Source organism: Mesorhizobium carmichaelinearum (genome assembly GCF_900199455.1).
Lineage (GTDB): Bacteria > Pseudomonadota > Alphaproteobacteria > Rhizobiales > Rhizobiaceae > Mesorhizobium > Mesorhizobium carmichaelinearum.
This window is the reverse complement of record NZ_FZQR01000019.1, coordinates 33,205-57,169: the sequence shown is the minus strand read 5'-3', so window position 1 is coordinate 57,169 and position 23,965 is coordinate 33,205. Positions and strand designations below refer to the sequence as shown.

The 23,965-nt window shown below is 64.6% G+C and carries 22 protein-coding genes; 11 read left to right on the top strand and 11 right to left on the bottom strand.

Features of this window, described 5'->3' with window-relative positions; translation table 11 throughout:
• The first annotated feature begins 32 nt into the window (after window positions 1-32).
• Entirely contained in the window at window positions 33-242 is a 210-nt protein-coding gene (locus tag CKW40_RS31230; protein ID WP_095203601.1) for a hypothetical protein, read from the top strand.
• A 268-nt stretch (window positions 243-510) separates the two neighbouring features.
• On the opposite strand, the gene CKW40_RS31225 is transcribed toward CKW40_RS31230, so the two are convergent.
• Window positions 511-702 carry a hypothetical protein gene (locus CKW40_RS31225; RefSeq protein WP_095203600.1) on the bottom strand — a complete coding sequence of 64 codons (192 nt, stop codon included), beginning with the start codon at window positions 700-702 and terminating at the stop codon, window positions 511-513.
• 48 nt (window positions 703-750) lie between these two features.
• Complete coding sequence (locus CKW40_RS31220) at window positions 751-1,617, bottom strand: hypothetical protein (RefSeq protein ID WP_095203599.1); 867 nt, start codon at window positions 1,615-1,617, stop codon at window positions 751-753.
• 654 nt (window positions 1,618-2,271) lie between these two features.
• Here CKW40_RS31220 and CKW40_RS31215 point away from each other — a divergent pair.
• A complete protein-coding gene (locus CKW40_RS31215; RefSeq protein ID WP_095203598.1) occupies window positions 2,272-4,371 on the top strand; it encodes an EAL domain-containing protein in 2,100 nt (699 codons plus the stop codon).
• Here the strand turns inward: CKW40_RS31215 and CKW40_RS31210 are convergent, their stop codons facing one another.
• Complete coding sequence (locus CKW40_RS31210) at window positions 4,372-4,566, bottom strand: hypothetical protein (protein ID WP_179298183.1); 195 nt, start codon at window positions 4,564-4,566, stop codon at window positions 4,372-4,374.
• Window positions 4,567-4,886: 320 nt separating this feature from the next.
• Here CKW40_RS31210 and CKW40_RS31205 point away from each other — a divergent pair, with 320 nt between their 5' ends.
• The 3 genes from CKW40_RS31205 to CKW40_RS31195 all read left to right on the top strand — a co-directional run bounded on the left by CKW40_RS31205 (window position 4,887) and on the right by CKW40_RS31195 (window position 8,240).
• Window positions 4,887-5,672, top strand: coding sequence for a uracil-DNA glycosylase family protein (locus tag CKW40_RS31205; RefSeq protein ID WP_095203596.1), 786 nt, complete (start codon window positions 4,887-4,889; stop codon window positions 5,670-5,672).
• A 148-nt stretch (window positions 5,673-5,820) separates the two neighbouring features.
• Window positions 5,821-7,434: an amidohydrolase family protein gene (locus tag CKW40_RS31200; protein WP_095203595.1), complete on the top strand. Its 1,614-nt coding sequence runs from the start codon at window positions 5,821-5,823 to the stop codon at window positions 7,432-7,434.
• Window positions 7,435-7,514: 80 nt separating this feature from the next.
• Window positions 7,515-8,240, top strand: a complete 726-nt coding sequence (locus tag CKW40_RS31195; RefSeq protein WP_095203594.1) for a 3-keto-5-aminohexanoate cleavage protein — start codon at window positions 7,515-7,517, stop codon at window positions 8,238-8,240.
• Window positions 8,241-8,245: 5 nt separating this feature from the next.
• Here the strand turns inward: CKW40_RS31195 and CKW40_RS31190 are convergent, their stop codons facing one another.
• Both CKW40_RS31190 and CKW40_RS31185 read right to left on the bottom strand, forming a co-directional pair.
• Window positions 8,246-9,766: an AMP-binding protein gene (locus tag CKW40_RS31190; protein WP_095203593.1), complete on the bottom strand. Its 1,521-nt coding sequence runs from the start codon at window positions 9,764-9,766 to the stop codon at window positions 8,246-8,248.
• A 32-nt stretch (window positions 9,767-9,798) separates the two neighbouring features.
• The gene (locus tag CKW40_RS31185; RefSeq protein ID WP_095203592.1) at window positions 9,799-10,614 is read right to left on the bottom strand and encodes a p-hydroxycinnamoyl CoA hydratase/lyase; all 816 of its coding nucleotides are present in this window, start codon (window positions 10,612-10,614) and stop codon (window positions 9,799-9,801) included.
• Window positions 10,615-10,731: 117 nt separating this feature from the next.
• Here CKW40_RS31185 and CKW40_RS31180 point away from each other — a divergent pair, with 117 nt between their 5' ends.
• Complete coding sequence (locus CKW40_RS31180) at window positions 10,732-11,196, top strand: MarR family winged helix-turn-helix transcriptional regulator (protein WP_095203652.1); 465 nt, start codon at window positions 10,732-10,734, stop codon at window positions 11,194-11,196.
• 130 nt (window positions 11,197-11,326) lie between these two features.
• On the opposite strand, the gene CKW40_RS31175 is transcribed toward CKW40_RS31180, so the two are convergent.
• From CKW40_RS31175 to CKW40_RS31165, 3 genes are all read right to left on the bottom strand, one after another.
• Entirely contained in the window at window positions 11,327-12,010 is a 684-nt protein-coding gene (locus tag CKW40_RS31175) for a YoaK family protein (RefSeq protein ID WP_095203591.1), read from the bottom strand.
• A complete protein-coding gene (locus tag CKW40_RS31170) occupies window positions 12,007-13,140 on the bottom strand; it encodes an NAD(P)/FAD-dependent oxidoreductase (protein ID WP_095203590.1) in 1,134 nt (377 codons plus the stop codon). Before CKW40_RS31170 ends, CKW40_RS31175 begins: the two co-directional genes overlap by 4 nt.
• Before the next feature lie 147 nt (window positions 13,141-13,287).
• Window positions 13,288-14,283, bottom strand: coding sequence for an ornithine cyclodeaminase family protein (locus tag CKW40_RS31165; RefSeq protein ID WP_095203651.1), 996 nt, complete (start codon window positions 14,281-14,283; stop codon window positions 13,288-13,290).
• A gap of 129 nt (window positions 14,284-14,412) precedes the next feature.
• Between CKW40_RS31165 and CKW40_RS31160 the strand changes: the two genes are divergently transcribed.
• On the top strand, window positions 14,413-14,874 hold the full coding sequence (locus CKW40_RS31160; protein WP_032933557.1) for an Lrp/AsnC ligand binding domain-containing protein: 462 nt from the start codon (window positions 14,413-14,415) through the stop codon (window positions 14,872-14,874).
• Here CKW40_RS31160 and gcvA read toward each other — a convergent pair.
• Window positions 14,871-15,770, bottom strand: a complete 900-nt coding sequence (gcvA, locus tag CKW40_RS31155) for a transcriptional regulator GcvA (protein ID WP_095203589.1) — start codon at window positions 15,768-15,770, stop codon at window positions 14,871-14,873. The genes CKW40_RS31160 and gcvA overlap by 4 nt on opposite strands.
• 127 nt (window positions 15,771-15,897) lie before the next feature.
• Between gcvA and CKW40_RS31150 the strand changes: the two genes are divergently transcribed.
• From CKW40_RS31150 to add, 3 genes are all read left to right on the top strand, one after another.
• Window positions 15,898-16,602, top strand: coding sequence for an SDR family oxidoreductase (locus CKW40_RS31150; protein WP_095203650.1), 705 nt, complete (start codon window positions 15,898-15,900; stop codon window positions 16,600-16,602).
• Window positions 16,603-16,625: 23 nt separating this feature from the next.
• A complete protein-coding gene (locus CKW40_RS31145; protein WP_095203588.1) occupies window positions 16,626-17,075 on the top strand; it encodes a hypothetical protein in 450 nt (149 codons plus the stop codon).
• Between the two features lie 105 nt (window positions 17,076-17,180).
• Entirely contained in the window at window positions 17,181-18,173 is a 993-nt protein-coding gene (gene add / locus CKW40_RS31140; protein WP_095203587.1) for an adenosine deaminase, read from the top strand.
• Between the two features lie 4 nt (window positions 18,174-18,177).
• Here the strand turns inward: add and CKW40_RS31135 are convergent, their stop codons facing one another.
• Together CKW40_RS31135 and CKW40_RS31130 are read right to left on the bottom strand one after the other, a co-directional pair.
• On the bottom strand, window positions 18,178-20,613 hold the full coding sequence (locus CKW40_RS31135; RefSeq protein WP_244571358.1) for a putative bifunctional diguanylate cyclase/phosphodiesterase: 2,436 nt from the start codon (window positions 20,611-20,613) through the stop codon (window positions 18,178-18,180).
• A 169-nt stretch (window positions 20,614-20,782) separates the two neighbouring features.
• Complete coding sequence (locus CKW40_RS31130; protein ID WP_095203586.1) at window positions 20,783-22,054, bottom strand: cytochrome-c peroxidase; 1,272 nt, start codon at window positions 22,052-22,054, stop codon at window positions 20,783-20,785.
• 370 nt (window positions 22,055-22,424) lie between these two features.
• On the opposite strand from CKW40_RS31130, the gene CKW40_RS31125 reads away from it, so the two are divergent.
• Window positions 22,425-23,957, top strand: a complete 1,533-nt coding sequence (locus CKW40_RS31125; RefSeq protein ID WP_095203585.1) for an acid phosphatase — start codon at window positions 22,425-22,427, stop codon at window positions 23,955-23,957.
• Window positions 23,958-23,965: the final 8 nt, after the last annotated feature.

Genomic DNA, 23,965 nt, shown 5'->3' with positions numbered 1-23,965 from the left:
CCAAGGATCCAAATCAACAGGAGAGCCTGGCCATGGAGGCCATTTCAATTGCCTGGTTCTTCATCTGGCAGCTCTGGTTGACGGCCTTGAGCCTCATCGAAGGACATCCAATGCATCGTGTGATTTTTCGGACACTCATCCTCGTGGGCGCTCTGGCGCTGCTCGGCTGCGAGCGAAACAGCCCCTTCGCCAAGCCGGAGCAGCCGGCCAAGTCCTCTGCGCATCTGATGTGGTCGCCGTGATCTGCCGGCCCTAAGCGCGTCGCATCAAAATGGAAATAGGCGACGCGCTTAAGTCGTTGTTTTCATGCATGTCGTTTTCCCCAAAGCGAGGTCATTCTTGGGCGACATGCATTAGAGCAATTCCAGGAAAAGTGTGAACGGTTTTTCCGGGAAAAGCGCGTAGCGCTTTCCCTAGGGAATTGCGTCAAAACAAAGAGTTAGAGCGGTTCGCCGTTTCCGTGAAACGGTGAACTGCTCTAGGCGATGGGCAGCGATCTTCGCTGACCTGCTAGTCTTCGGTCTTGCCGGCCTTGGCGCGCGCGGCCGCATCGGTCATTTCGCGCGGGGTCGGCTTGCCGGCAGGCTTTCCACCTTTGGCGATTTCGGCGATCTCGCGGCGGAGTTCCTCGGCGCGCCGGATCTGCGCCGGCGTATCGCCGGCGCTGGGGGGTTGGTCGGTTGTTCCTGGTTTCTTCGCCATCTCGGGCAACTCCTTTGCAATGGCCGGGACCCGAGCAACCGAGGCGGATCACTTGGGCCTTTTCGTTACCGCGGCGGCTGTCGCCTTTTTCGTCACCACCGCGATCGTCGCGCGAAGGTCCGCGGCGTGGTTGGCAAAGGCCATGTCGGGCTTGCGCGCCGCCATTGCCGCCTTGCCCGGCGGCTTGGCGCCTCGACGTTGCGCCTCTGCCTGCTTGGTTTGCGTCAGCCGGTCGATCGCCTGCCGCAGATTGCCGTTGCCGACCTTCAAGTTCTGCAGCGCTCCATCAGCGGCCTTTGTACCCCCGAACCAGGTGCGTTGCCACCATTGTCGCGACGACGGATCGTACCAGCTGAGATACCCGCCCTTCAGCACCTGCCTCGGCTCCTTTATCGCACCGGTATAGCTGTAGCGGACACCGGCAGAGGCCACCGGGTCGAGATAGTGCGGCGTATAGAAGTCGGACACCGTGATGCCGTTCACCGTGTAGGCAAACTGCTCCGCCTCGCAGGGATCGCAGACCTCGACCAGGAACTTGACGCGGCCTTGCGTGGCGACCGGAGACTGCCCGGCCACCATTCGCCGACCGAAGGGATCGCCCAGCATTTCGAGGAGCTCATGGCTTGCCGTCAGGTGCCAGCCCGCTGAAAACTGGACCAGCGAAAAAGGCTGCCCATGTTGGTCCTCATGGTAGCCGGCCGCATTGGGATTGCCGATATCGTCCTTGATGATGATCGGCCAGTAGTCGAGCGGCATGTCCTCAAGCTTCTCAAATGCCGAGACGTCGGCCTGGATTCCCCATATCGGGCCAAAATCCCGCGTCACCTGCTTCTGCAGGGCGCCCGCGACCGCGACCAATTCCGAATTCTGGATGCTGGATTCGTCCGAAACCAGCGCAACATGTCTTGTCAACATGGCAATGCCTCTCCCAGGTTAGTTTCGTTCAAATGATCCGAGGTAATTTCGAGATGGATTGCTGTTCGCAAGCAAACACATCTCGCGCCAGCCCGGCTAACCGCGCCAAGCTGGGTCATGCTCGCCTCTGTCCAAGGTGTGCTTGGTGATTTCCCCGCCAGCAGTTTTGTTTCGCACTTTGAGTTGCTCTGCTGGCCCTGTGAAAATAGACCTGACAGCTATTTTTTTCAACTAAAGAAAATTTTACTTAGGCACGTGACCGCACCGCTTTTTTCTAGCACCCAAACGAGCCCATCAAGTGGCTGCCGGGGCAGGATGAGTTTGATGTGCGTAGCGGCAGAGCGTTCCGTTTCGAAGGCAAATATTATGGTTCTGCGGATTGCTTCAGAGTATCAAGATTGCTTTTACCAAAACTTGACATGCAGAATCTTGATTTACGATTGCTGCCGATCGGTGGGCGAGTTCCGGCAATCAGGCCCGTGCTTTCAGGAGATGCATGATGAGCAGCATGCGTCGCTGCGCCGGACCGGCCACCGGCCGTTTTCCGCTCGGGACGATCTTTAGCCCCGACAGCCGTCTGTCCCGCAACCGGTAACGGTTTCTTCTCTGGTTTTGCCGCAGATTGCCAGCGGGTGGAGCAGGCGAAAACAGACGATGGCGCGTCAAGGCAAGAAAAGTCGCAGTGGAGCGTTTTGGGGCACGGCCCTGGAGCGCGCCCATCTTGGTGTCTGGGACTGGGATCTTCGCAGCGGCGACTGCTTCTATTCGGCGACCTGGGCGCGAATGCTGGGCTACGAGGAAGATGAACTCGCCAACACCAGCGACCTCTGGCTGAAACTCACCCATCCCGACGACCGCGAGCGGGCGCTGGCCAGTGGCGACCGCCACATTGCCGGGCTGACCGAAGCCATCGAGACGGAACTGCGGCTGAAGCACAAGCAGGGCCATTGGGTGTGGGTGCTCGACCGCGGCGGCATTGTCGAGCGCGGCGCGGATGGGCAGCCGCTCAGGCTGATGGGCGTGCAGACCGACATTTCGAAGCAGAAGGCGGCCGAAGCCGCGCTCGAACAGGTCACGATGCGCTTCCGCCTGGCGCTCGCCGCCAGCGGTACCGGCATCTGGCACTATGACATCGCCACCCACAAGAGCTATTGGGACGCCCGCACCAGGGAGATGTTCGGCCTCGTCGCCGATACCGACGAGGTGCCGGCCGATCTCTGGCACAGTTTTCTGCACCCCGCCGACAAGGAAGCCACCGAGCGCGCCCACCAGCCGGCACCCGGCTCGAACGGCGTTACCGCCTCGCAATACCGCATCATCAAGCGCGACGGCGAAATCCGCCACATCGAATCGCTGGTGCGCTACGTCGCCGCCGCGGGTGCTGCCGGCCAGATCCTCGGCACGGTGCGCGACATCACCGAGGACAAGCTGCGCGAACAGGAGCTTGCGTTCGCCGCCCGCCACGACGCACTGACCGGCCTGTGGAATCGCACCGCCTTCGACAGGCTGCTTGCCGACCATATCGCCACGGGTGTGCCGCTGGCGGTGTTCTATGTCGATCTCGACTACTTCAAGGCGCTCAACGACTTCGCCGGCCATGCCGCCGGCGATCTGGCGCTGAAAAGCGTGGCGGCGGGCATTGGTCGTTGCCTGCCGCCATCGGCGCATGCGGCACGGCTCGGCGGCGACGAATTTGCCTTGCTGGTGCCCCATTGCGACGCTGCGCAGGCTGAGCGGCTGGCCGGCGCCATACTGGCGGCCGTGCGCGGCGCCGATCTCGGCCTTGCCGCGACCGCGCGTCGGCTCGCGGCAAGCATCGGCATCGCCATCGTCAACGACCGGGCCACCACGGTCGCCGACGCGCTGGCCTGCGCCGACGACGCCTGCTACGCGGCCAAGGCCGCCGGGCGTGACCGCTTCGCGGTGTTTTCGGCAGAGGCCAATTCCGGCGGCCTCAACGCGGCGCGGCTCGCCGCCGACACGGTCGACGCCATGGAGGACGGTCGGCTGAAGCTGTTCGGCCAGGAGATCCACCGGCTGGGCCGGCCCTGGCAGGAAAGCCGCCATGTCGAGGTGCTGGCGCGGCTTGCCGGGCGTAGTGGCAAGCTGATCCCGCCCAGCGAATTCATCCCGGCCGCGGAGCGCTTCGGCATTGCCGCCAGGCTCGATCGCTGGATCATCCGCACCGCGCTGTCGCGGCATGGGGCGGCGATGAAGTCCGGCGCGCTCACGCTCGGCTTCAACCTTTCGGCGCAGACGCTGAGCGATCCGGGGCTGTGGGAATTCGTCGACAGCATCATCGAGCAAACCGGGGCGCCGCATTCCTGTATCGGCTTCGAGATCACCGAAACCGCCGCCGTCACCAATTTCGACGCCGCCGAGACCTTCGTGCGCAAGGCACGCGAGCGGCGCTGCAAGGTCAGTCTCGACGATTTCGGTGCCGGCATGAGCTCGTTCGAATATCTCCGGCGCTTTCCGGTCGATGCCATCAAGATCGATGGTTCCTTCATCGAGCACATCGCCGAGAGCCGCTTCGACCGCGAAATTGTGTTGGCCATCACCAGCATCGCCCGCAGCCTCGGCTGCGACGTGGTGGGCGAGAAGATCGAACGGCAGGACACGCTGGCCATGCTCAGCGATATGGGCGTCGATTTCGGCCAGGGTTTCCTGCTGCACCGGCCTGAACCGCTGGAGCAGATCGTGGTGCGTGCGACCGGGCCGGCAAGCGCAGCATCGGCCCGCAGAGCATCATAATCAAACGGGGTGCCGCGCCGTCGCTTGCGGAAAGTCCAGCACCCCGGCCTCGGGCCGCCTGTATTGTGCCTCCGCCACCATTTCGATCAGCAGGTCGAGCGCCTCGCATGCCGCGCGGCTCGTCTCGTCACCGCCGCGCAGATAGTGATAGGCGCGTTCGAGATGGATGCGGGCGGCTGAAAAATCGCTGGTCAAGGGTCCCTCCATGATCCCGCCCTAATGTATCTTGGCCGGCCTGGCGGAATGTGGGGTAAATATCCACAGGCGCTTTTTAATCAAATGCCACCGGAGCCGGCGAACGAAGGCACGGCAGGTCAATCTGTCGACAAGGCAAGATCCTTGCTTTTCCAACTGTTTCCGAATGACACGCCCTTGCGATTTTCGGCCGGGAGCCGCAGGTCGAATATTATTGGAGGGAAATTTCCAAGGCTACTTGAATGTGACGCGGATATAGAATTACTGTCAGTACAGTAATCGAAGAATTCTTGCTGCGTTCAAACCACTGCAGGTGGCACATGAGCAATGCCGTCGAATTCGATCCCGGTCCGCCTGCGGCTTTTGCCCAGCACTTCGCCAGCGTGCCCGACTACGCCCCCTTCAAGAACTTCTTCTGGTATGACTGGGGGCCGGTCTTCTATCGGGGCAGGCTGGACGGGTCGGCGCGGGTTCTGTGCATCGCATCCGATCCCGGGGCGACCGAGAGGGTGGCGCTAAGGACATTGGTCGGCGATGCCGGCCAGCGGGTCCAGGGCTTTCTCGCCAAGCTTGGACTGGTCCGGTCCTATCTCTGCCTCAATGCCTTCGCCTACGCGCTGATCCCCAGCCAGAGCGCCGGCGGTGACGATGTCCTTGACGAGCCGGCGCATCTGGCGTGGCGCAACGCGCTGTTCGACATGGCGAAGGGGCCGCAAGTGCAGGCGGTCATCGCTTTCGGCGCGCAGGCCCAGCGCGCTGTCGCCAAATGGCCTGGCAAGGCTGGAACCCAGGTGTTCAAGCTTCCCCATCCCAGCAGCCACGATCCGCAAGTTCTTGCGAACGCCTGGCGGGCGGCGGTCGTCACGCTGCGCGGCATCGTCACCGCCGACGCCGGCGGCAATGCCACCGGGGCGAACTATGGCGCCCAACTGGTCGAGGCCGACTATGCGGTGATTCCGCGGCGCGACCTGCCGTTCGGGGTTCCCGCCTTCATGGGCGACGACCGCTGGCTGCGGGCGATGGCGCCGCCGCAGTTCGCCAGCGTCAGCCGGCCTCACCCCGACGACCGGCATACGCTGATCTGGAAAGCGCCGAAGTCAAACTAGGCCGGTTGAGAAATTGAATTGTCGAACAGGTCTAACGATATGTTTTTGTGGGGTTTCGACCTTTCCTGACGAATTGCTCCGTGGCGCGATCTGCCGGCGTTAACCCGATGTTGCGCCTTCATCCGGGTTTGAAGAACAGGGGGGTTCCATGCAAGCCAGCAAACGTGCCTATCGCGGACGCGTCGTGCAGATGGACGCGGCATTCACCGTGCTTGCCGACGCGATCATCTGGATCGAGGCCAACCGGATCATCGCCGTGACGGACGCCTCGGTCGCGCCGCCATCGGGCTTCGAACATCTGTCGCCGGTGGTGACCGGCGGCACGTTCTTTCCTGGCCTGATCGAGCTTCACAATCATCTCGCCTACGACATACTGAAACTGTGGGCGGTGCCGAAGCTCTACAAGAACCGGGGTGCATGGCAAGGCAAGCCCGAATACCAGGCGCTGGTCACAGAGCCGATGAAGGTGCTGGGCAAGGCGCCGGGCATCGCGCCGGCGATCGCGCGGTTCACCGAGGCAAAGTGCCTCGTCGGCGGCACGACCACCTCGCAAGGGCTGACCCTGTTCAGCGCCGCCGGCATCAAGCGCAAATATCGCGGCCTGGTGCGCAATGTCGAGGAGAGCCTGGACGCCAACCTGCCTGATGCGCAGGCGCAGATCCCCGATTTCGCGGCCGACAAGAAGGACATTTTCCTGAACTATCTGAAGACGCACAAATGCATGCTGCTGCATCTCAGCGAGGGAATCGACGCCAGCGCCCGCAAGCATTTCCTCGATCTCAAGATCGGGCCGAGCGAGTGGGCGATCGCGCCGTCCCTGACCGGCATTCACTGCAACGCCCTGAAACGCGAGGATTTCGACCGGCTGGCACAGGCCGGCGCCGGCATGGCGTGGTCGCCGCTGTCCAACCTGATGCTCTACGGCCAGACCGCCGACATCGCAGCGGCAAAGGCCGCGGGGCTGCGCATCGGCATCGGCTCTGACTGGTCACCGACCGGCAGCAAGAACCTGCTGCACGAGATGAAAGTGATCTGGCAATACAGCCTGGCCAATGGCGGGCTCTTCAGCCAGCGCGACATCGTCGCCATGGCGACGATCAATGCGGCGGGCTTGCTGCGCTGGGATCGCTATCTCGGCTCGATCGAGGCCGGAAAATATGCCGACCTGATGCTGGTGCGCGGCAATGGCGGCGACCCATATGCCAGCCTCCTCGCGGCCGACGAAACCAGGATCGACCTTGTCGTCATCGACGGTGTCCCGCGCTACGCCACATCGGCACTGGCGGCGGGGTTTTCAGCCACCGCCGAGGAGATTTCCTTCGCCGGCGAAAAACGCCTGATCAATCTCGACGACGCTTCGGCCGACGAGGCGGTTGCCGGGCTCGGGCTGGCGAAAGCGCAGGCACTGCTTGGTGCGGCCATGGGCAATCTTGCCGGGGTCGCCGAGCGCGCCATCGCGTTCGAACGCATGTCGCCGACCTTGCGGGCGCAGGCCATGCCGCGTCAGGCGCAGTGGACACTCGTCCTCGACCAGGACGAGCCGCACGACCTTAATCTTCGGCCGCGCTTCAGCGACGAGGCGCACATGCCGTCGCTGGTCCGGCTGTCGGCTGTTGCAAAGCCGCTCGCGGCGATTGCGCCGGCGACGCTGAAACCGCAGAAGCTCGATCCGCTGACGGTCGCCGGCGATCCCGACTATTATCCCTCGCTGCAGGCGCAGATGAACATTCCGGCGGCGATGAAGCAGGGCCTGCACGGCTGAGGCCTGTCAGCAGCCTCGAGATCCGGCTCTTTGCCGCGCGATATGGTGAGGGTAGGGTTGGATTTTGAGGGTGGCACCCGATGATCGTCCAGGCCTGCATCAACGGCGCGCGTCCGCGCGATTTCCACCCGAGGCTGCCGCTCGATGCGCAGGCCATGGCTAGCGATGCCGCGGCTTGCGTCGCCGCTGGCGCGGCCGAACTGCACATCCATCCGCGCGGCGCCGATGGGCGCGAGAGCCTGGCCGCCGTCGATGCGACGGTTTTGGCGGTGCGCCGGGCCTGCCCGGGCACATTGACAGGCGTGTCGACCGGCGCCTGGATCGAGGATGATGTCGCCCGCACCCGCGCGGCGATCGCCGGCTGGCGCGAACTGCCGGACTATGCCTCGGTCAATTTCTCCGAGACCGACGCGCCCGGCGTGATGGAGCTGTTGCGCCAGCGCGGCGTCGGCATCGAGGCCGGACTTGCCACTGTGGCCGATGCCGAGCGCTTCGTGGCGCTTGCCGATCACAACCGGGTGCTGCGCATCCTGATCGAGATCGACATCCAGGATTTGTCTGCAGCGCTCGACGAGGCGCACGGCATCGCCGCCGTGCTGGAGCGCGCCGAAGTGCGGCGGCCGATCCTGCTGCACGGCGTCGACGCCACGGTCTGGTCGTTCGTGGAGCTGGCGCATCAAAAGCGCTGGTCGACGCGCGTCGGTCTGGAAGACGGCAAGACGCTCGCCGATGGAATGGTGGCGAAGGACAATGCGGAGATCGTGGCCGCGGCCGCCGCTATCTTCCGGTCGCTGCCCGCCAACTGAATGGCTCAGTCCTGCCCGCCAGCGGGTGCTGTCCATGTGCGCAAAATGTGTTTCTGGATCTTGCCGGATGCGGTGCGCGGCAGCGCATCGGTGAGCAGGAATTCTTTCGGCACCTTGTAGCGGGCGATGCGGGCGCCGCAATGGCTTGCCAGATCGGCGGGATCGACGACGCATCCGGGTTTCACCACGACGAAAGCGCGTCCGACTTCGCCCCAGCGCGCGTCGGCGACGCCGATCACGGCGGCTTCGGCGATGGCGGGATGGTCGAGCAACACGGTTTCGATTTCGACGGGATAGACGTTTTCGCCGCCGGAAATGAACATGTCCTTGCGGCGGTCGACGATGGTGACGAAGCCCTCGTCGTCCCGCTGTCCGATGTCGCCGGTGCGCAACCAGCCATCGGCGGTGAAGGCGCGGGCCGTCTCTTCAGACCGGTTCCAGTAGCCTGATGTGATCGAGGGACCGGACAGCCATATCTCGCCTGCTTCGCCGGCGGCGACGTCGCGGCCATCGTCGTCGACAATGCGCAGGCCGATCGTCGGCGCCGGCAGGCCGGACGAGCCTGCCTTGGCTGCGATCCGGTCGGCCTCGACCGGCATGCAAAGCACGGTGCCGGCTTCCGTCATGCCGAAGCCGTCGGCCATGCGCACGCCCTGCGCCAGCCACCAGCTGATTTCGGCGGCCGGGTTGGGTGCGCCGCCGGTGAAGATCGCGGTGAGGGTGGTCCAGCGCGAAGGCGCGCAATCCGGATGATCGCGCAGCATCCTGGCCATCTGCGGCACGCAGAAATAATGGGTGACGCCAAGCGCCGGATCGGCGAGGCGGCGATTGGTGGCGCCGGCATCGAAACCGGGCGAGATCAGCACCGTGCCGCCCTGCAGCAGCGGCGGACGCAGATTGGTGATGAGGCCGATGACATGGAACATCGGCGCGTCGCAGAGGAAGATGCTGGCATTGCCGACCCGGCCCAGCACGCCGAAATTGACCGCCGTGGCGAAGGCATTGCGCTCGGTGACGATGACGCCCTTTGGCCGGCCTGACGTGCCCGAAGTGTAGAGGATGATCGAGGGCGTGTCGTCGGCGGGCAGGGGACGGCGCAGCGCCGGCGCCTCTGCCTTCACCGCCGCCGCGAAGGCGGCGACATCGACAGGCATGCAGCGCCCGGGCAATGCCGCCTGCAGGGTGGCGTCATGCAGCAGCAGTGCCGGATCGCAATCGGCAAGGATCGCCTGCTGTTCCGCACCGGCGAGCCGCCAGTTGAGCGGCACGAAGATGGCGCCGAGCCGCATTGCGGCCTGCTGCAGGATCAGGAGATCGGCGCTGTTGCGGGCCAGCGTGGCGATCCGTTGCCCCTGTTCGACGCCGTAGCCCGTTTCGAGAACGCCGATGGCGCGCTGGATGGCCTCGTCGAAGGCCCGATAGGTCCAGCGCCGGCCGGAGGCCAGGTCGACGCAGGCGAGACGATTCGGCTGCGTCCTGGCGTGCAGGGCCACGGGATCGGGCGTTGTCCAGGCGGGCATGCGCATCTCCTCCCAGATTGCGTCGTTGGCTTATCGCGTCATCTGGCCTTGTCGTAAGCGCCGAGGCCGGGCTTGTAGCTCTTTTCGTCGATGAACTGGCGGATGCCTTCCTTGCGGCCCTCATTGTCGTGCGAGTTGGCCGCCTCCTGCGCCCGCACCAGATAGTCCTCGGCATTGTCGTAGGTCATTTCGGCGACGCGACGGATGGCATCCTTCGTCGCCTTCAGCGCGATCGGGTTCTTCTTCAGCAAGGTGTTGGCAACCTCGGTGACGCGCGCCTTCAACTCAGCCAGCGGCAAGCTTTCATTGACCAGCTTCCAGGCGGCCGCCTTCCTGCCGTCGATGAGTTCGCCGGTCAGCGCGTGGTACATGGCGTCGCGCATCGACAGGAGGTCGACCACCACCTTGGTGGCGCCGCCGCCGGGCAGGATGCCCCAGTTGATCTCGGACAGAGCGAACTGCGCCTCGTCGGCGGCGAAGGCGAGGTCGCAGGCGAAGAGCGGGCCATAGCCGCCGCCGAAACACCAGCCATTGACCATGGCGATGGTCGGCTTGCCATACCAGCGCAGGCGCCGCCACCAGCCATAGGCTTCCGACTGCGCCTTGCGGACGGCGCCGAGACCCTTGGCCTCGGTCTCGCGAAAATACTCCTTGAGGTCCATGCCGGCCGACCAGGCGCTGCCTTCGCCCGACAGCACCAGCACGCCGACATCGGCGCGGAACTCGAGCTCGTCTAGAACCTCCATCATGCGCCGGTTGAGCGCCGGGTTCATGCAATTGCGCTTGTCCGGCCGGTTGAAGCGCACCCAGGCAATGCCGTTCTCGACATCGAAGGCAACGGTCTCATCGGTCATGGTCGGTCTCCTCCCGCTCCACTTTAGAAATTGCTATGGAGCATAGCTATCTCGATTGCTATGTCGCATAGTCTTTTTCGCTTGACAAGAGCCGGGATCGCGGCGATCGGTTGCGGCATGGACGAAACCCAGATTCAACCCGGGCTCGACGTGATGTCCGAAGACGCGCTCGACGCGCAGATCGGCTACAATCTCAAGCGTGCCTCAGCTGTCGCGCTCAATGATTTCGCGGTCGAACTGGCCGATGCGGGCCTGCGCCCGGTCACCTATGGCATGCTGGCGCTGATCGATGAGCGGCCAGGCATCCGCGCCGCGGAACTGTGCCGTCAGCTCGGCATGAAGAGCGCCAACATGGCGCCGCTGCTGGCCGAGATGGAAGAGCGCGGACTGGTCGAACGCGACGACCATGCCGAGGACAGGCGCGTGCGGGTGCTGACCCTAACGCACGCGGCCAGACAGGCGATGCCCGGCTGGCGGCGACAGGTTCGCCGGCACGAGGACAGGTTTTTGCAGCGGCTGACGAAAAAAGAGCGGGCGACGCTGCTGCGCCTGCTGCGGCTGATCTGGACGGACGAAGTTTGAGGGCTGTCTAGCTGGCTTGCTCGTAGGCGCGCTGCGGTGCGGAAAGTTTCTGGAACAAGCGTGCCCTTTGTTTCAGAGACTACCTCAGAAAATGAAATAGCTGTCGGGCGACGAAGCAAGACTGAGGCTGCTACCTGCTTTCCTCATCCGGCGAGGAAAGCCGTAGCGCCAGCGCAATCAGCGCGATCACCGGCGGGACGACGAAGCACCAGACATTGGCGTAGGCAAAGCCGAGGGCGGCGGCCGCGCAGCCGGCGGCGAAGACGGCGACCGCCGCCACCATGCGCCGCAGCTGGGCAACGAGGGCGGGGCGAGCCTCGGGGGCCGTGCCGCCGATAAGGTCGGCGAGGTCGATCATGATCTGGGTGGTGGTGCCGGTCATCAGCGTCGAGGGCGGGGCTGCCGCCAGATGGACCCGGTGCACCGCGTTCTGGACCGCCATGGCGGCGACCGGCACCATGCCGGTGACGATGGCGGCCGCGCCGTCGCCGCTGGCGAAGGGACCAAAGCGGATCGCCAGCGCCGCGCCGATGACAAGCAGCGCCAGTTTGGTCGAGAGCAGCACCCCGAGCGCTCGATGTCCGCGCCGGCGCAAATGCTCGCCGGCCAGCCTGGTCAGGATGACGACGATGCAGAACACCGGCAGCGCCAGAAGCTTTGCCAGCACGCCCGAAATGCCGAGCACCAGCGAGGCGCCGAGCGTGACGAAATTCCCCGTCACATGCGCGGTGAACAGGCCCTGCAGCGCCAGGAAGCCGGCCGTGTCGACATAGCCGCCATTGAGGCTGAGCAGCAGCGGCAGCGTGGGTTTCATGGCGTCGTCGCCGGGACCAGGAAACGGTCGGGCGCCAGCGCCGCGGCGGTGACGCCGAGCGCCGTCACATCTTCCGGCAGGGGCTCGCCGCGCATCAGCGCCGCGCACAGCCTGGCAAGGGTCAGCGATACCTGAAAGCCATAGCCGCCCTGGCCGCCAAGCCAGAAGAAGCCGGGCAGGCGGGGGTCGAAGCCGGCGACCGGCGTGCGGTCGGGCGCGAAGGTGCGCAGCCCCGCCCATGGCGTCGACGGACGGCCGATGCGCATCGACGTCGCCTGCTCGATGCGGTCGACGGCGATGGCGACATCAATGTCTTCCGGCCAGGCATCGCAAGGCTCGGAATCGGTCTCGTCGGCAAGCGAGCCGATCAGCCTGCCGGCGTCGGGCTTGAAGTAGAACTGTTCGTGCAGGTCGACCACCAGCGGCCAACCGGCGATGTCGGTGCCGGCAGGCGGATCGAACAGGAAAGCGGTGCGTCGCTTGGGCTGGAAGCCGAGGCCGGAGAGCCCGGCCATGCCGGCGACGACATCGACCCAGGCGCCGGCGGCGTTGACGACGATGTCGGCTGCGTAAATACCGGCGCTCGTCTCCACCCGCAGGCCGCCGCCGTTGGGGGAGATGGCGCGCACTTCTTCGCCGGTGCGGATGGTGCCACCACCGGCCTTCAGCGCCGAGGCGCTGGCCGCCAGCGTCTTGCCCGTGTCGACATCCACCGCGTCCGGCTCATAGACGCCGCCGCAAGTGACTTCAGCGGCAATGACGGGGACCAGCGCGTGCAGCTCGGCCGCCGACAGGCGGCGCACGCTGGGCACCAGCGCCTGCAATTCATCCGCCAGCCGGTCTATTGCCGCGCCGTCTCCGGTCCAGCCGACATGCAGCGCGCCACGCCGGTGGGAGGCGAAGCCGCCTTTGACGATCGCCTGCCGGCTGGCCAGCGTCAGCGCACGCACCAGCCGGTTGCCATAGGTCTCGGTGAACAAAGCGGCGGAGCGGCCGCTGGCGTGGTAGCCAAGATGCGGCTCGCGCTCGATGACGGTGACTTCAGCCCAATCCCGCACGGCAGCCGCAAGCGAAAGGCCGGCAATGCCACCACCGATGACGACGATTTTTTGGGGAGGATTCGACTGCATCCAGCAGTCGTAAAAATGATTTCGTATCCAGTCAAACAGCGCGACCTTCTCTCGGTTGTTTGCGCAGCCATTTCTCTCGGCAGAACGGGAAGAAATGGCCGGCAGGGTGGTGAGGGCGGCGCTGGCTCCGACGATCAGCAGCGTCCTCTACAAGGCCACAACCCGCCCCAATCCTCGCCGAACCGCCTCGCGATAGGCAAGGTCGGCCGCCACCAGGTCTTCCATGGCAACACCCATGGCCTTGTAGACGGTGACCTGATCGGCGCCGGTCCTTCCCGGCCGCAGCCCGAGCAGCATTTCGCCAAGCTCGGTTCCGGTTCGCGGATCGATGCCATCGAGTTCGCAAGAGCCGACCGGCGTCGGGGCGAAGGCGTCCCTGGTCTCGACGAACAGGCTCGCCCGGCCGACAAGCTCGACCGGCAGCTCGCCGCCGGGCGGGGCGACGCCCACTGACGAGACATGCGTGCCGGGCCGCACCCATTCGGCCGAAATCACCGGCTGGTAGGAATGCGTTGCCAGGCACACGACGTCCGACGAGCGCACCGCGGCCTCGAGATCGCTGACGGCGACGATGCCGGGATGCTGCGCTGCAAGTGCCTGCGCATCCGCGAATTCTTTCGAGACGACACGGATTTCGGCGAAGTCGCGGACCAGCGGCAGAAGGTTCAAGTGCTGGCCGGCCTGCACGCCGGCGCCGACAACCGTCGCGACCCTGGCGTCGCGGCGGGCCAGTTCCCGCACCGAGAGCACGGCCGAGCCGGAGGTGCGTGCGGCGGTGATATAGGTGCCGTCCATGACGCAAACCGGCATGCCTGTTTCCGGGTCGAACAGATGGATGGTGGCGAGGTGGCTGGGGATGGCCCGGGCGATGTTGCCTTCGAACACGTTGACGATCTTCACGGTCAGATGCATGCCCGCCATCCAGGCCGGCATCGCCAGCGAATAGCCGGCCCGCGGAATGTCGAGCTGCGGCCGCGCCGGATTGACGATCTTGCCGCCGGACAGCGCCTTGAAGCCGTCGGCCAGCGTGTCGAGGAGTTGGCGCAGGTCGATGCACGTTTTCACCTCGGCTTCGCTCAGGATCAGCACCGGTGTGTCGCCCTTGGCAAGGGCATTGCGGGAGGTCGGTGTGGCTGATGTCATGGGGTTTGCCTTGGTCGGGTTGCGTTGCCCGTCAACGGTATTGCCACTCGACAGCGTGATGAAATATGCTGTTTTCACGATTTTGGCGTGATAATCGCGCTATCTGTGGTCAGAAAGTGTGAATTCAGAATGGACGATCTCGACCGCATCGACCGCTCGCTGTTGCGCTTGCTGCAGGAGGATGGCCGTCGCACGACGCTCGATCTGGCCCGCCGCGTCGGCCTGTCGCCGACCGGGGCGGCGCAACGCATCAAGCGGCTGTTCGCCGAAGGCTTCATCCGGGCGGTGCGGGCCGTTCTCGACCCGGCCCGGATCGGGCAGGCACAACTGGTCTTCATCGAAGTGCGGCTCGATCATACGGCGCCGCATGTCTTCGACCGCTTCGCCGAGGCGGTGCTGCGGGCGCCCGAGATCATCGAATGCCACATGGTGGTCGGCGGCTTCGATTATCTGGTCAAGGCACGCATCGCCGACATGGCGATGTTCCAGGATTTCCTGCAGCGGGTCATCCTGCCGCTGCCCGGCGTCAGGGAGACGCATACCTATGCCTCGATCGCCAATGTGAAACCGGACGCGTTGCTGCCGATCTAGACCGGCGGCCGTTCCCCGGCAGCCAGCAGCCATTGCCGCACGGCCTGTGTCGGTTCGGGATGGCGCTGTTTTCTTGGCATCACGACATAGAAATCCTGTGTGCCGCGCATTTCGCCGCTGACCGGCTGGACCAGCCGGCCGGCGGCGAGATCGGCGGCGACGAGGAAGCGGCTGGCCAGCGCAATGCCCTGGCCGGCGATGGCCGCGTCGATGGCGAGGCTGGTCTGGTTGAAGCGCATGCGTTTCAGTTCGGCCGTCATCCTCAGGCCGACGGCCTTTTCCATGAACTCCGGCCACAGATTGTGCGCGTCATGCAGCAGGACATGATGCTGGATTTCGGCCGCGGCGATTTCGGTTGCGCCGGCCGGCAGCAGGGCCGGGCTGCAGATGGCGATGATCTGCTGGGGAAACAACAGGTCGACGATCAGGCCGGCGCCGAAGGGCGGGCGGCCTTGCCGCACTGCGATGTCGACGCCGTCGGCCTGGAAACTCGACAGGCTTTCGCTGGCCAGCACGCGCAGGTCGACCAGTGGATTGTCCGCCATGAAATCCTGCAGCCTGGGGATCAGCCATTTGGTGGCGAAGCTCGGCGTCACGCTGATCGTCAGCCGCGCCGGTTCGGGACGCAGCAGCAGCGTCGCCTCCGAGATCAGGTCGAAGGCGCGGCGGATGTTGGGCACATAGGCGCGGCCCTGATCGGTCAGCGCCAGGCCGCGAGGCAGCCGCTCGAACAATTTCGTGCCGAGATGGGTCTCCAGTCCGCGAATGTGCTGGGCCACCGCACCCTGGGTCACGTTCAGCTCCTCCGCGGCGATGCGGAAGTTCAGGTGACGCGCCGAGGCCTCGAAGGCGCGCAGCGCATTCAATGGCGGCAGACTCAGGAAGGCTTCAGGCATGCAGGAGTTTTTCTACTGGTTGATTTCAGGCATTCTGGTTCGAACCATGCGGAAAAACCAGCTATATCGGCGCCCGCAACCCGAAATCACCGCTTGTGGTGCCCGCCAACTCGAAAAGGAAAATCCAATGAGTGTAGAAAAAGTGGCTGTTGTCGTGGCCGGCGGCAGCGGCATGGGCGCGGCGGCGGCGAAGCGCCTGGCGGCGGATGGCTTCAAGGTCGCCATCCTGTCGTCCTCAGGCAAGGGCGAGGCGCTGGCTGGGGAATTGGGCGGGCTCGGCGTCACCGGCTCCAACCAGTCGAATGACGATCTGCAGCGCCTCGCCGACCTGACGCTGGAGCGTTTTGGCCGCATCGACGTGCTGGTCAACAGCGGCGGCCACGGTCCGCGCGCGCCGATCCTGGAAATCACGGACGAGCAGTGGCACACCGGCATGGACGTCTATCTGATGAACGTCATCCGGCCGGTGCGCATCGTGGCGCCGCAAATGGTCAAGCAGAAGGGCGGCGCCATCATCAACATCTCGACAGCCTGGGTGGCCGAGCCGAACGTGATGTTCCCGACCTCGGCCGTGTTCCGCGCCGGATTGACCGCCTACACCAAGATTTTCTCCAACACCTACGCCGCAGACAATGTGCGCATGAACAATGTGCTGCCGGGCTGGATCGACAGCCTGCCGGCCACCGAAGAGCGCCGCGACAACGTGCCCATGCAGCGCTACGGCACCTCGGAGGAGGTGGCCGCGACGATTGCTTTCCTGGCTTCGGAGGGCGCAGGCTATATCACCGGCCAGAACATCCGCGTGGATGGGGGTGTCATCCGGGCGCTGTGAGGCGTCGACCGGGAGGAGCGGCAATGTCGGATAGTTTTCTGCGCCTTGTGCCTTATGATCCGCACTGGCACCCCGATGCGCCGGCTGCCGCGGCGGCCTTGAAGATTGTGAGCGACTTGTTCCCGCTGGCGGAGCATGTCGCCGTCGAATACGAGGAAGGCGTGATGTTCTTCGACGCCGGAGCAAACACGGAAAGCGTCCATTGCCCATTCTGCGGCAGCGATCTGGAGGATTGGTGGGGCGGGGCGATGGACCGGGCGGCGGCGTCGCGCTTCGAAGACCTTTCGGTTACCACGCCATGCTGCCACAAGGCCTCGTCGCTGAACGATTTGCGGTATGTCTGGCCGGCGGCGTTCGGGGTCTGCGCGCTGACCGTGGTCAATCCCGGTGTGGCATCCCTGGCCAGCGAGCAATTGCGGACGATCGAGCAAGCCATGGGTGCGCCGCTGAAGGCGATCTGGCAGCATCTGTGAGGCGCCGCCAATCTCGCGGCCCATGCGCAGTTCTTTCAATCATTTCTTGAAACCGGCGCCCGCCGTTTCATGGTTTGATGGCGCCGGCCAAGAGGGGAGGCGTCATTGACCGACTTCATCGGACTGCCGAAAGCCGAAGTGCACATTCATATCGAGGGCTGCTTCGAGGCCGACGATGTGATCGCGAACTGCGAGGAGGCCGGCATTCCGCTGCGCGCGCCGCGCGACAGGCTTTTCGAAGCCCGTGACCTCAAGAGCTTCCTCGAAATGCTCGACTGGTTGTGCGGGACTTTCCGCACGCGCGAGCAAATCGCCACCACCGCCTACAAGTTCGCGCAGCGCATGGGCCGGAGCGGCGTGCGCTATGCCGACGTCATCGTCAACCCGACGCACTGGCCGCATTGGCACGAAAACATTCCGGGGATGATCGACGCGTTCGATGCGGGCTTCGCGGCCGCCGAACAGGATGGCCACCCGCCGGTCGGGCTTTGCGTCAGCCTGTTGCGCACCCAGTCGGCGGCGGAGGCGATCGAGCTGGTGGAGTTGCTGAGCGCGATCCGGCACAGGCGCGTCGTCGCCCTGTCGATCGACGGAAACGAAGCGGCCGCCGGCCGCACCGGCCCGCGCTTCGCCGAGGCGTTTCGCCGTGCCGGCGCGGCGGGTTTGCGGCGCACCGTTCATGCCGGCGAGTCAAGCGGCCCGGAAGGGGTTCGCGACGCCATCGACCTGTTGGGTGCCGACCGCATCGACCATGGCGTGCGGGCGATCGAGGATCCGGACCTCGTCGACTTGCTGGCGCAAAGGCAGATTCCGCTCGGCATCTGCCCAGTCTCCAATCTGGCGCTCGGCGTCTATCCCTCGCTTGCCCAACATCCGCTGGATGCCTTGCGCAAGGCCGGTGTCCCGGTTTCGATCAACACCGACGACCCGTCGCTGCTCGACACCACGCTCGAGGCATCCTACGCCGCCTGCGCCGAGGCCTTCGCCTGGGATGACGAAATCATCCGCCAACTCGCCGCGACATCGGTGCAGGCGAGCTATGCCGACCCGGCGCTGAAGGCGCGGATCCTGGCCGATCTGGCGGCCTGGCGGAGCTGACAGATTACGCGGTCAGGGCTTCCGGCTGTTCGAAAAGCGCATGAAGCTCGGAGACCGGCATCGGGCGGCCAAAATACCAGCCCTGGACATCCGTGCAGCCATTCTCCTTGACCAGCCTGTACTGGTCCTCGGTCTCGACCCCTTCGGCTGTCGTCGTCATGCCGAGCGTGGTGCCGAGTTCGGCGACGGCCTTGACGATCGCCCGGCTTTCGCTGCTCTCGCACATCAGGCTGACGAAGCTGCGGTCGATCTTGATGCGGTTGAACGGGAACGACCTGAGATAACTCAGCGAGGAATAGCCGGTGCCGAAATCGTCCATGGCTATGGAGATGCCGAGGTCGCGCAGGCTGTGCAGCGTGTTTAGCGTGTTTTCGTTGTTCGCCAGCAGCACCGACTCGGTGATCTCCAGCTCGAGCCGTGACGGCAGCAGGCCTGAAGCGGCGAGCGCCGCGGCGACCTGAAGCGGCAGCCCCTGTTGTTTGAACTGGGCCGGCGAGAGATTGACCGCGACCTTGACGGGCAGGGGCCATTTCACGGCGTCGGCGCAGGCACGCCGCATGATCCACTCGCCAAGCGCGTCGATGACGCCCGTCTCCTCGGCCAATTGGATGAACTCCGACGGCGGCAGCAGGCCGAGGCGTGGATGGTCCCATCGCACCAGCGCTTCGAAGCCGGTGAGTTGCGAGGTCTTTGCGTCGTGCAGCGGTTGATAGTGCAGGACGAACTGTTCTTTTTTCACGCCGAGCGCCAGTTCGGATTCGAGTTGGCGCCGCTCCTGCAGTCTTGCGTCCATTCCTGGCTCGAACGACCTGCAGGTTCCGCGGCCTTCCATCTTCGCCTTGTACAAGGCAAGGTCGGCATTGCGGATAAGGGTTTCCGAATTTTGCCCGTCGTCGGGGAAGACGGCGATGCCGATGCTGCCGCCGATGTTGATCTTGTGGCTCTGGATGAAAAAATCGTCGGACAGGGCATGAATGACACGGCTTGCCAGGACGCCGGCCTCGTCGTTGCCGTCGAGCAGGAGCTGAAGGATGACGAACTCGTCCCCGCCAATCCTCGCCACCATGGCGGTTTCGCCGGCATGCTGTTTCAACCGCTTCGCCACCGCACCGAGCAGCTCGTCGCCGATCGGATGGCCGAGCGTGTCGTTGACCGGTTTGAAACGATCAAGATCGACGCAATGGACGGCCAGCTTCTCGCAGTCCCTGAGGCTTCTCAATGCCTCGTCCATCGTTTCGGCCAAGAGGCCTCGGTTGGGCAGGCCGGTGAGAATGTCATGCGTGGCTAGGTGCTGGATTTCGGCGGTGCGTTCCTCGACCCGCCGCTCCAGGGTCTCGGCAGCCTCGACCTGCATCGTCATCGTGCGTCCGATCGCGTACCAGCAGGCCAGCGCCAGCAGCGTGACCACCGCGACCGCCGCATAACCGGCCAGTTCGAATTGACGCACGGACTGGACGTCCAGATTGTTGTCGAACCGGCTGTTGGGGAAACCGGCCCAGAGACGCCATGCGCTCCTGGGATCGTTGAGCGAGAGCGGGATGACTTCGGAATAGATCAGATTGGGGTCAGCCGCCGTGAAGGCACGGGAGTCCGCCGCCAGGGCCGTCGACATCTTGTGCTGGTCGGATTCGAAACCGTAGCCTGAATTGACGATGACATAGTCGTTGCTCGGCAACAGTTTGCGCAGCGCCGAGGTGAGCATGATCGCCGAGACGGAGCCGCGCAGGCTACCGTCCCCGCCGAAGACCGGGACCGAAAGGATGAAGCCTGAGCGATCGGCGTCATTGCCGGTATGGATGAAATCGGTGTTGTCGCAGGTGATGAGCTCCTTGGTGCCGATGATCGGCACATTCAACCCGTCAATGGCGCTCGAATTCGGATAGTTCATCTTCAGCCAGGCGAGCTGTTTGGCCAGTTCGTGGTACTCATAGGTCTCGATCTCCTCGGGGGGGCGGACGAGGGCATTTTGATCCAACTTTCCCGGCTTCGCGTCCGCGGCGGCCTCGGATCTCGCCTTGGCATTCACGATCAGCTGGTCGAATTGGAGGATGGGTTCCTCGAGCTTACCGGTCACCGCATCGAAACGGTCCGGGTTGAAATCCAGCGGCAGGAAGTAGACCTCGGAAATGGAGACGTTGTTGGCGAGGTTGTTGTAGATCTGCTGGATTGTCGCGCGGCCTTCGTCGCCCAGATTGGTGCCATGCCGGTCGAGGTTTTGGACACTGGGCAGATAGGTCAAGGTCCGGACATTTTCATAGACGGCCCGCAAGGCGTCTTCGACGGTCTTGGCCGTCGCTCTGGATGCGGCCTGGGAATTCTCGAGATAGCGTTCCTTGGCCAGCGCGAAGTTTCGCTGGGCATCGATATGCAACGCCGCCAGCGTCGCCGCGCCGGTCAACAGGATCACAACAAATCCGGCCGCTCGCCTGAATGCGTTCATCTGCGTCCACCCTCGAGTGGCAAGGGATACTGTAAGGTGGTTTAGGAAGCGCTAATGTAATGGGTCGTTTCTTTACGACTCCCGCGTGCTGGCGCGCATCAGATCCGGCAAGATCGAGACACCTTCTTTCGCGGGCGGGCAGGCCGGGACCGAGCAAGGCGCGAGGAGTTCAGTTCGCTTGCAGAGCCTGCTGGTCGGCGTCGGTAAGCGTGCTCAGGAAGGCGACGATGTCGTCGATCTCGGCATCAGTCAGCGCCGGCCTGCCGCCCGGCTTCTTGCCGTTGAAGGGTGGATCCTGATTCAAGTTTCCCCAGTAAGCCTTTGGCAAATCGTCATATTGCCTGACCATGCCATCGGCATTCTTGGGATACCAATGGCCGGGGTCGGTGTCGCGGCTGGCGTAGAAGGCGACTGCGTCGCGCAGCGTGTGGAAATATCCGTTGTGGAAGAAGCTTTTGCGCAGCGCGACGTTGCGCAGGGTCGGCGTCTTGAACAGGCCGCAATAGTCGGTCCGGCCCTTGAAGTCGGTGCGCAGCGGGCCGCAGAGGCCGAGATCGACATAGGCGGGATCGGCATTGGCGGGAATCGCCGCATTGCGCGGCACGGCGATGGCGATCAGGCCGAAATCGGTGAATTGCGGCGGCTCGCCGTCATTGGCGGGTTCGCTGAGGTGACAGCTGGCGCAATTGCCCTTGGTCTCGTCCTCGAACAGCGCGCGGCCGTGCAATTCCTGCGCCGTAAGTTGCGCCTTGCCGGCAAGGAAAGCGTCGTAGCGGCTGGAATAGGGATAGAAGTCGGGCGCACTCTGCTCGAACGTGCCGAGCGCCTCAGCGGCGGCGTCGAAAGCATCGCCAGGGTGGTCGAACACGTCATCGCCGAAGGCCGCCTTGAACTCGTCGGCATAGGCCGCCTTGCGCAAGGCGGCGGCGACGGCGGCGTCATCCTTGTTGGCCATCTCGAAGGGCGAGAGCAGGGGGATTTTCGCCTGGTCCTTGCCATGGTCGGCGCGGCCGTCCCAGGTCAGGCCGCCGGTCGGGCCATTGTCGACGCTCTCGTCGCCCTCGTCCTCGGAATCGTAAAAATGCTCAGTGAAGGCGGGCGCCGCCTGCAGGTAGCGCAGCGACGGCACGGCGCGCACGCCGGGCCGGTCGAGGTTCGGGCCGCCCATTTCGACCGGCGCGGCCGAGGCCGGACCGAAGGCGTGATGCGGGTCATGACAGGACGAGCAGGCCTGCTTGCCCGAGGCGGAAAGGGCGGGGTCGAAGAACATTTTTCGGCCGAGGGCGGTCAGCGTCTGCGCCCGCGCGAAGGCATCGGCGCGCGATAGGGGGCCAGGGTGGACGCTGCCGATTCCGGCGCGGACAAGGGTTGCCGAGAAGAGTGCGGCGACGCCGAGTATAGATGCCGCGATGGCGCGTTTCTTCCATTGTGCGACTGGCATGTCGGCTGGCCCGTTTTCTGGTCCGTCAATGTGGTACCGGCTTTGCTGCGGATTGATGACCGTGCATTTGGCTACTTCGTCCGGATAGGTAGCGTTCTGTCGCGCCCCCCTCTGTCCTGCCGGACATCTCCCCCACAAGGGGGGAGATCGGATGTGGCGCGGCCTTCGCCAATCACCAAAGTTTGAACAGGCGCGGTCGCGAAAGCTGCCAATCTCCCCCTCGAGGGGGGAGATGTCCGGCAGGACAGAGGGGGGCGCCGTCCCGCCGACGTTTCCTGCTATCCACACGCACCCGCCCCTGTCACAAGGCTGACAAGTACCAGCCCTAGCGTCGAAATTCCTCCAGCCATCCCCAGCCACGAGGCGTCTCATGACCAGGTCCTTTCTCCCCCTTTGCCTCGCCTCCACGGCCTTGGCATCGTTCGCAAGTGCGGCCAACGCCGCCCCTCCTGGCTACGACAAGATCGACACCGTCGTCGTCATCTATGCCGAGAACCGCAGCTTCGATAATCTCTATGGCGGCTTCCCCGGCGCCAATGGGCTGGCCAATGTCTCGGCCGATCAGGCGCGCCAGCTCGACCGCGACGGCAAGCCGCTCACGGAGCTGCCGCCGGCCTGGGGCGGGCTGACCGCCAAGGGGGTGACGCCCGTGGTGACCGAGGCGCAGTCGGCGCATCTCGCCAATGCCAGCTTCGCCATCGACGACGCCGGCGGCTTCAACGAGAAAACATCGGTCATCACGCGCGACCTCTGGCATCGCTTCTACCAGGAGCAGATGCAGATCGACGGCGGCAAGAATGACAAGTTTGCCGCCTGGGCCGATTCCGGCGGCCTGGTGATGGGCCATTATGCCGGCTCCGGCCTGCCGATGTGGGCGGTGGCGAAGAAATACGTGCTGGCCGACAATTTCTTCCAGGGTGCCTTTGGCGGCTCCTTCCTCAATCACATCATGCTCGCCTGCGCCTGCGCGCCGGTCTATCCGCATGCCGACACCAGCCCGGTGAAGGGCCAGATCGCCGTCGTCGAGGCTGATGGCAAGACGCTGAAGGTCGCCGACAATTCGCCAGCCTCGGCACTGGGCGGTGCGCCGAAATTTGTTAATGACGGCGCCATCACGCCCGATTTCTACGCCGTCAACACCATGCAGCCGCCCTATCAGCCGAGCGCCAACAAGCCGGTCGAGGGCGGCGACAAGGCGCTGGCCGACCCGACGCAGCCGACGACGCTGCCGCCGCAGCACGACATCACCATCGGCGACCTCATGTCGCTGAGGGGCGTCGACTGGGCCTGGTATGCCGGCGCCTGGCAGGCCGCGCTCGACGGCAGGAACGCGACGCCGGTGCCGAACTTCCAGTTCCACCACCAGCCGTTCAACTATTTCGCCGCCTATGCGCCGGGCACCGCCGCGCGGACCGAGCATCTCAGGGATGGCGGCCTGGACGGCACCGAGTTCATCAAGGCGATCGACGACGGCAAGCTGCCTTCTGTCAGCTTCTACAAGCCGCAAGGCAATCTCAACGAGCACAGCGGCTATGCAGACGTGACATCGGGCGACCAGCATCTGGCCGACCTCGTCGCGCATCTGGAGAAGAGCCCGCAATGGAGCCACATGCTGGTGGTCGTCACCTATGACGAGAATGGCGGCTACTGGGACCACGTCGCGCCGCCCAAGGCCGACCGCTGGGGACCGGGCAACCGCATCCCGACCTTCATCATCTCGCCCTATGCGAAAATGGGCACGGTCGACCACACGCAATATGACACGACCTCGATCCTGCGCTTCATCACCACGCGCTACGATCTGCCGGTGCTTTCCGGCATCGTCGCCCGCGACAAGGCGCTCGCCGCCAACGGCGAGCCGCCGATGGGGGATTTGAGTGCGGCGCTTGATCTGAGCCGATAGGCCTGGCC

Excerpts from the sequence above, each read along its gene's own strand:
- CKW40_RS31230 (WP_095203601.1), top strand. The coding sequence starts at position 33 with ATGGAGGCCATTTCAATTGCCTGGTTCTTCATCTGGCAGCTCTGGTTG.
- CKW40_RS31225 (WP_095203600.1), bottom strand. The coding sequence starts at position 702 with ATGGCGAAGAAACCAGGAACAACCGACCAACCCCCCAGCGCCGGCGAT.
- CKW40_RS31220 (WP_095203599.1), bottom strand. The coding sequence starts at position 1,617 with ATGTTGACAAGACATGTTGCGCTGGTTTCGGACGAATCCAGCATCCAG.
- CKW40_RS31215 (WP_095203598.1), top strand. The coding sequence starts at position 2,272 with ATGGCGCGTCAAGGCAAGAAAAGTCGCAGTGGAGCGTTTTGGGGCACG.
- CKW40_RS31205 (WP_095203596.1), top strand. The coding sequence starts at position 4,887 with ATGAGCAATGCCGTCGAATTCGATCCCGGTCCGCCTGCGGCTTTTGCC.
- CKW40_RS31200 (WP_095203595.1), top strand. The coding sequence starts at position 5,821 with ATGCAAGCCAGCAAACGTGCCTATCGCGGACGCGTCGTGCAGATGGAC.
- CKW40_RS31195 (WP_095203594.1), top strand. The coding sequence starts at position 7,515 with ATGATCGTCCAGGCCTGCATCAACGGCGCGCGTCCGCGCGATTTCCAC.
- CKW40_RS31190 (WP_095203593.1), bottom strand. The coding sequence starts at position 9,766 with ATGCGCATGCCCGCCTGGACAACGCCCGATCCCGTGGCCCTGCACGCC.
- CKW40_RS31185 (WP_095203592.1), bottom strand. The coding sequence starts at position 10,614 with ATGACCGATGAGACCGTTGCCTTCGATGTCGAGAACGGCATTGCCTGG.
- CKW40_RS31180 (WP_095203652.1), top strand. The coding sequence starts at position 10,732 with ATGGACGAAACCCAGATTCAACCCGGGCTCGACGTGATGTCCGAAGAC.
- CKW40_RS31175 (WP_095203591.1), bottom strand. The coding sequence starts at position 12,010 with ATGAAACCCACGCTGCCGCTGCTGCTCAGCCTCAATGGCGGCTATGTC.
- CKW40_RS31170 (WP_095203590.1), bottom strand. The coding sequence starts at position 13,140 with ATGCAGTCGAATCCTCCCCAAAAAATCGTCGTCATCGGTGGTGGCATT.
- CKW40_RS31165 (WP_095203651.1), bottom strand. The coding sequence starts at position 14,283 with ATGACATCAGCCACACCGACCTCCCGCAATGCCCTTGCCAAGGGCGAC.
- CKW40_RS31160 (WP_032933557.1), top strand. The coding sequence starts at position 14,413 with ATGGACGATCTCGACCGCATCGACCGCTCGCTGTTGCGCTTGCTGCAG.
- gcvA (WP_095203589.1), bottom strand. The coding sequence starts at position 15,770 with ATGCCTGAAGCCTTCCTGAGTCTGCCGCCATTGAATGCGCTGCGCGCC.
- CKW40_RS31150 (WP_095203650.1), top strand. The coding sequence starts at position 15,898 with ATGAGTGTAGAAAAAGTGGCTGTTGTCGTGGCCGGCGGCAGCGGCATG.
- CKW40_RS31145 (WP_095203588.1), top strand. The coding sequence starts at position 16,626 with ATGTCGGATAGTTTTCTGCGCCTTGTGCCTTATGATCCGCACTGGCAC.
- CKW40_RS31135 (WP_244571358.1), bottom strand. The coding sequence starts at position 20,613 with ATGAACGCATTCAGGCGAGCGGCCGGATTTGTTGTGATCCTGTTGACC.
- CKW40_RS31130 (WP_095203586.1), bottom strand. The coding sequence starts at position 22,054 with ATGCCAGTCGCACAATGGAAGAAACGCGCCATCGCGGCATCTATACTC.
- CKW40_RS31125 (WP_095203585.1), top strand. The coding sequence starts at position 22,425 with ATGACCAGGTCCTTTCTCCCCCTTTGCCTCGCCTCCACGGCCTTGGCA.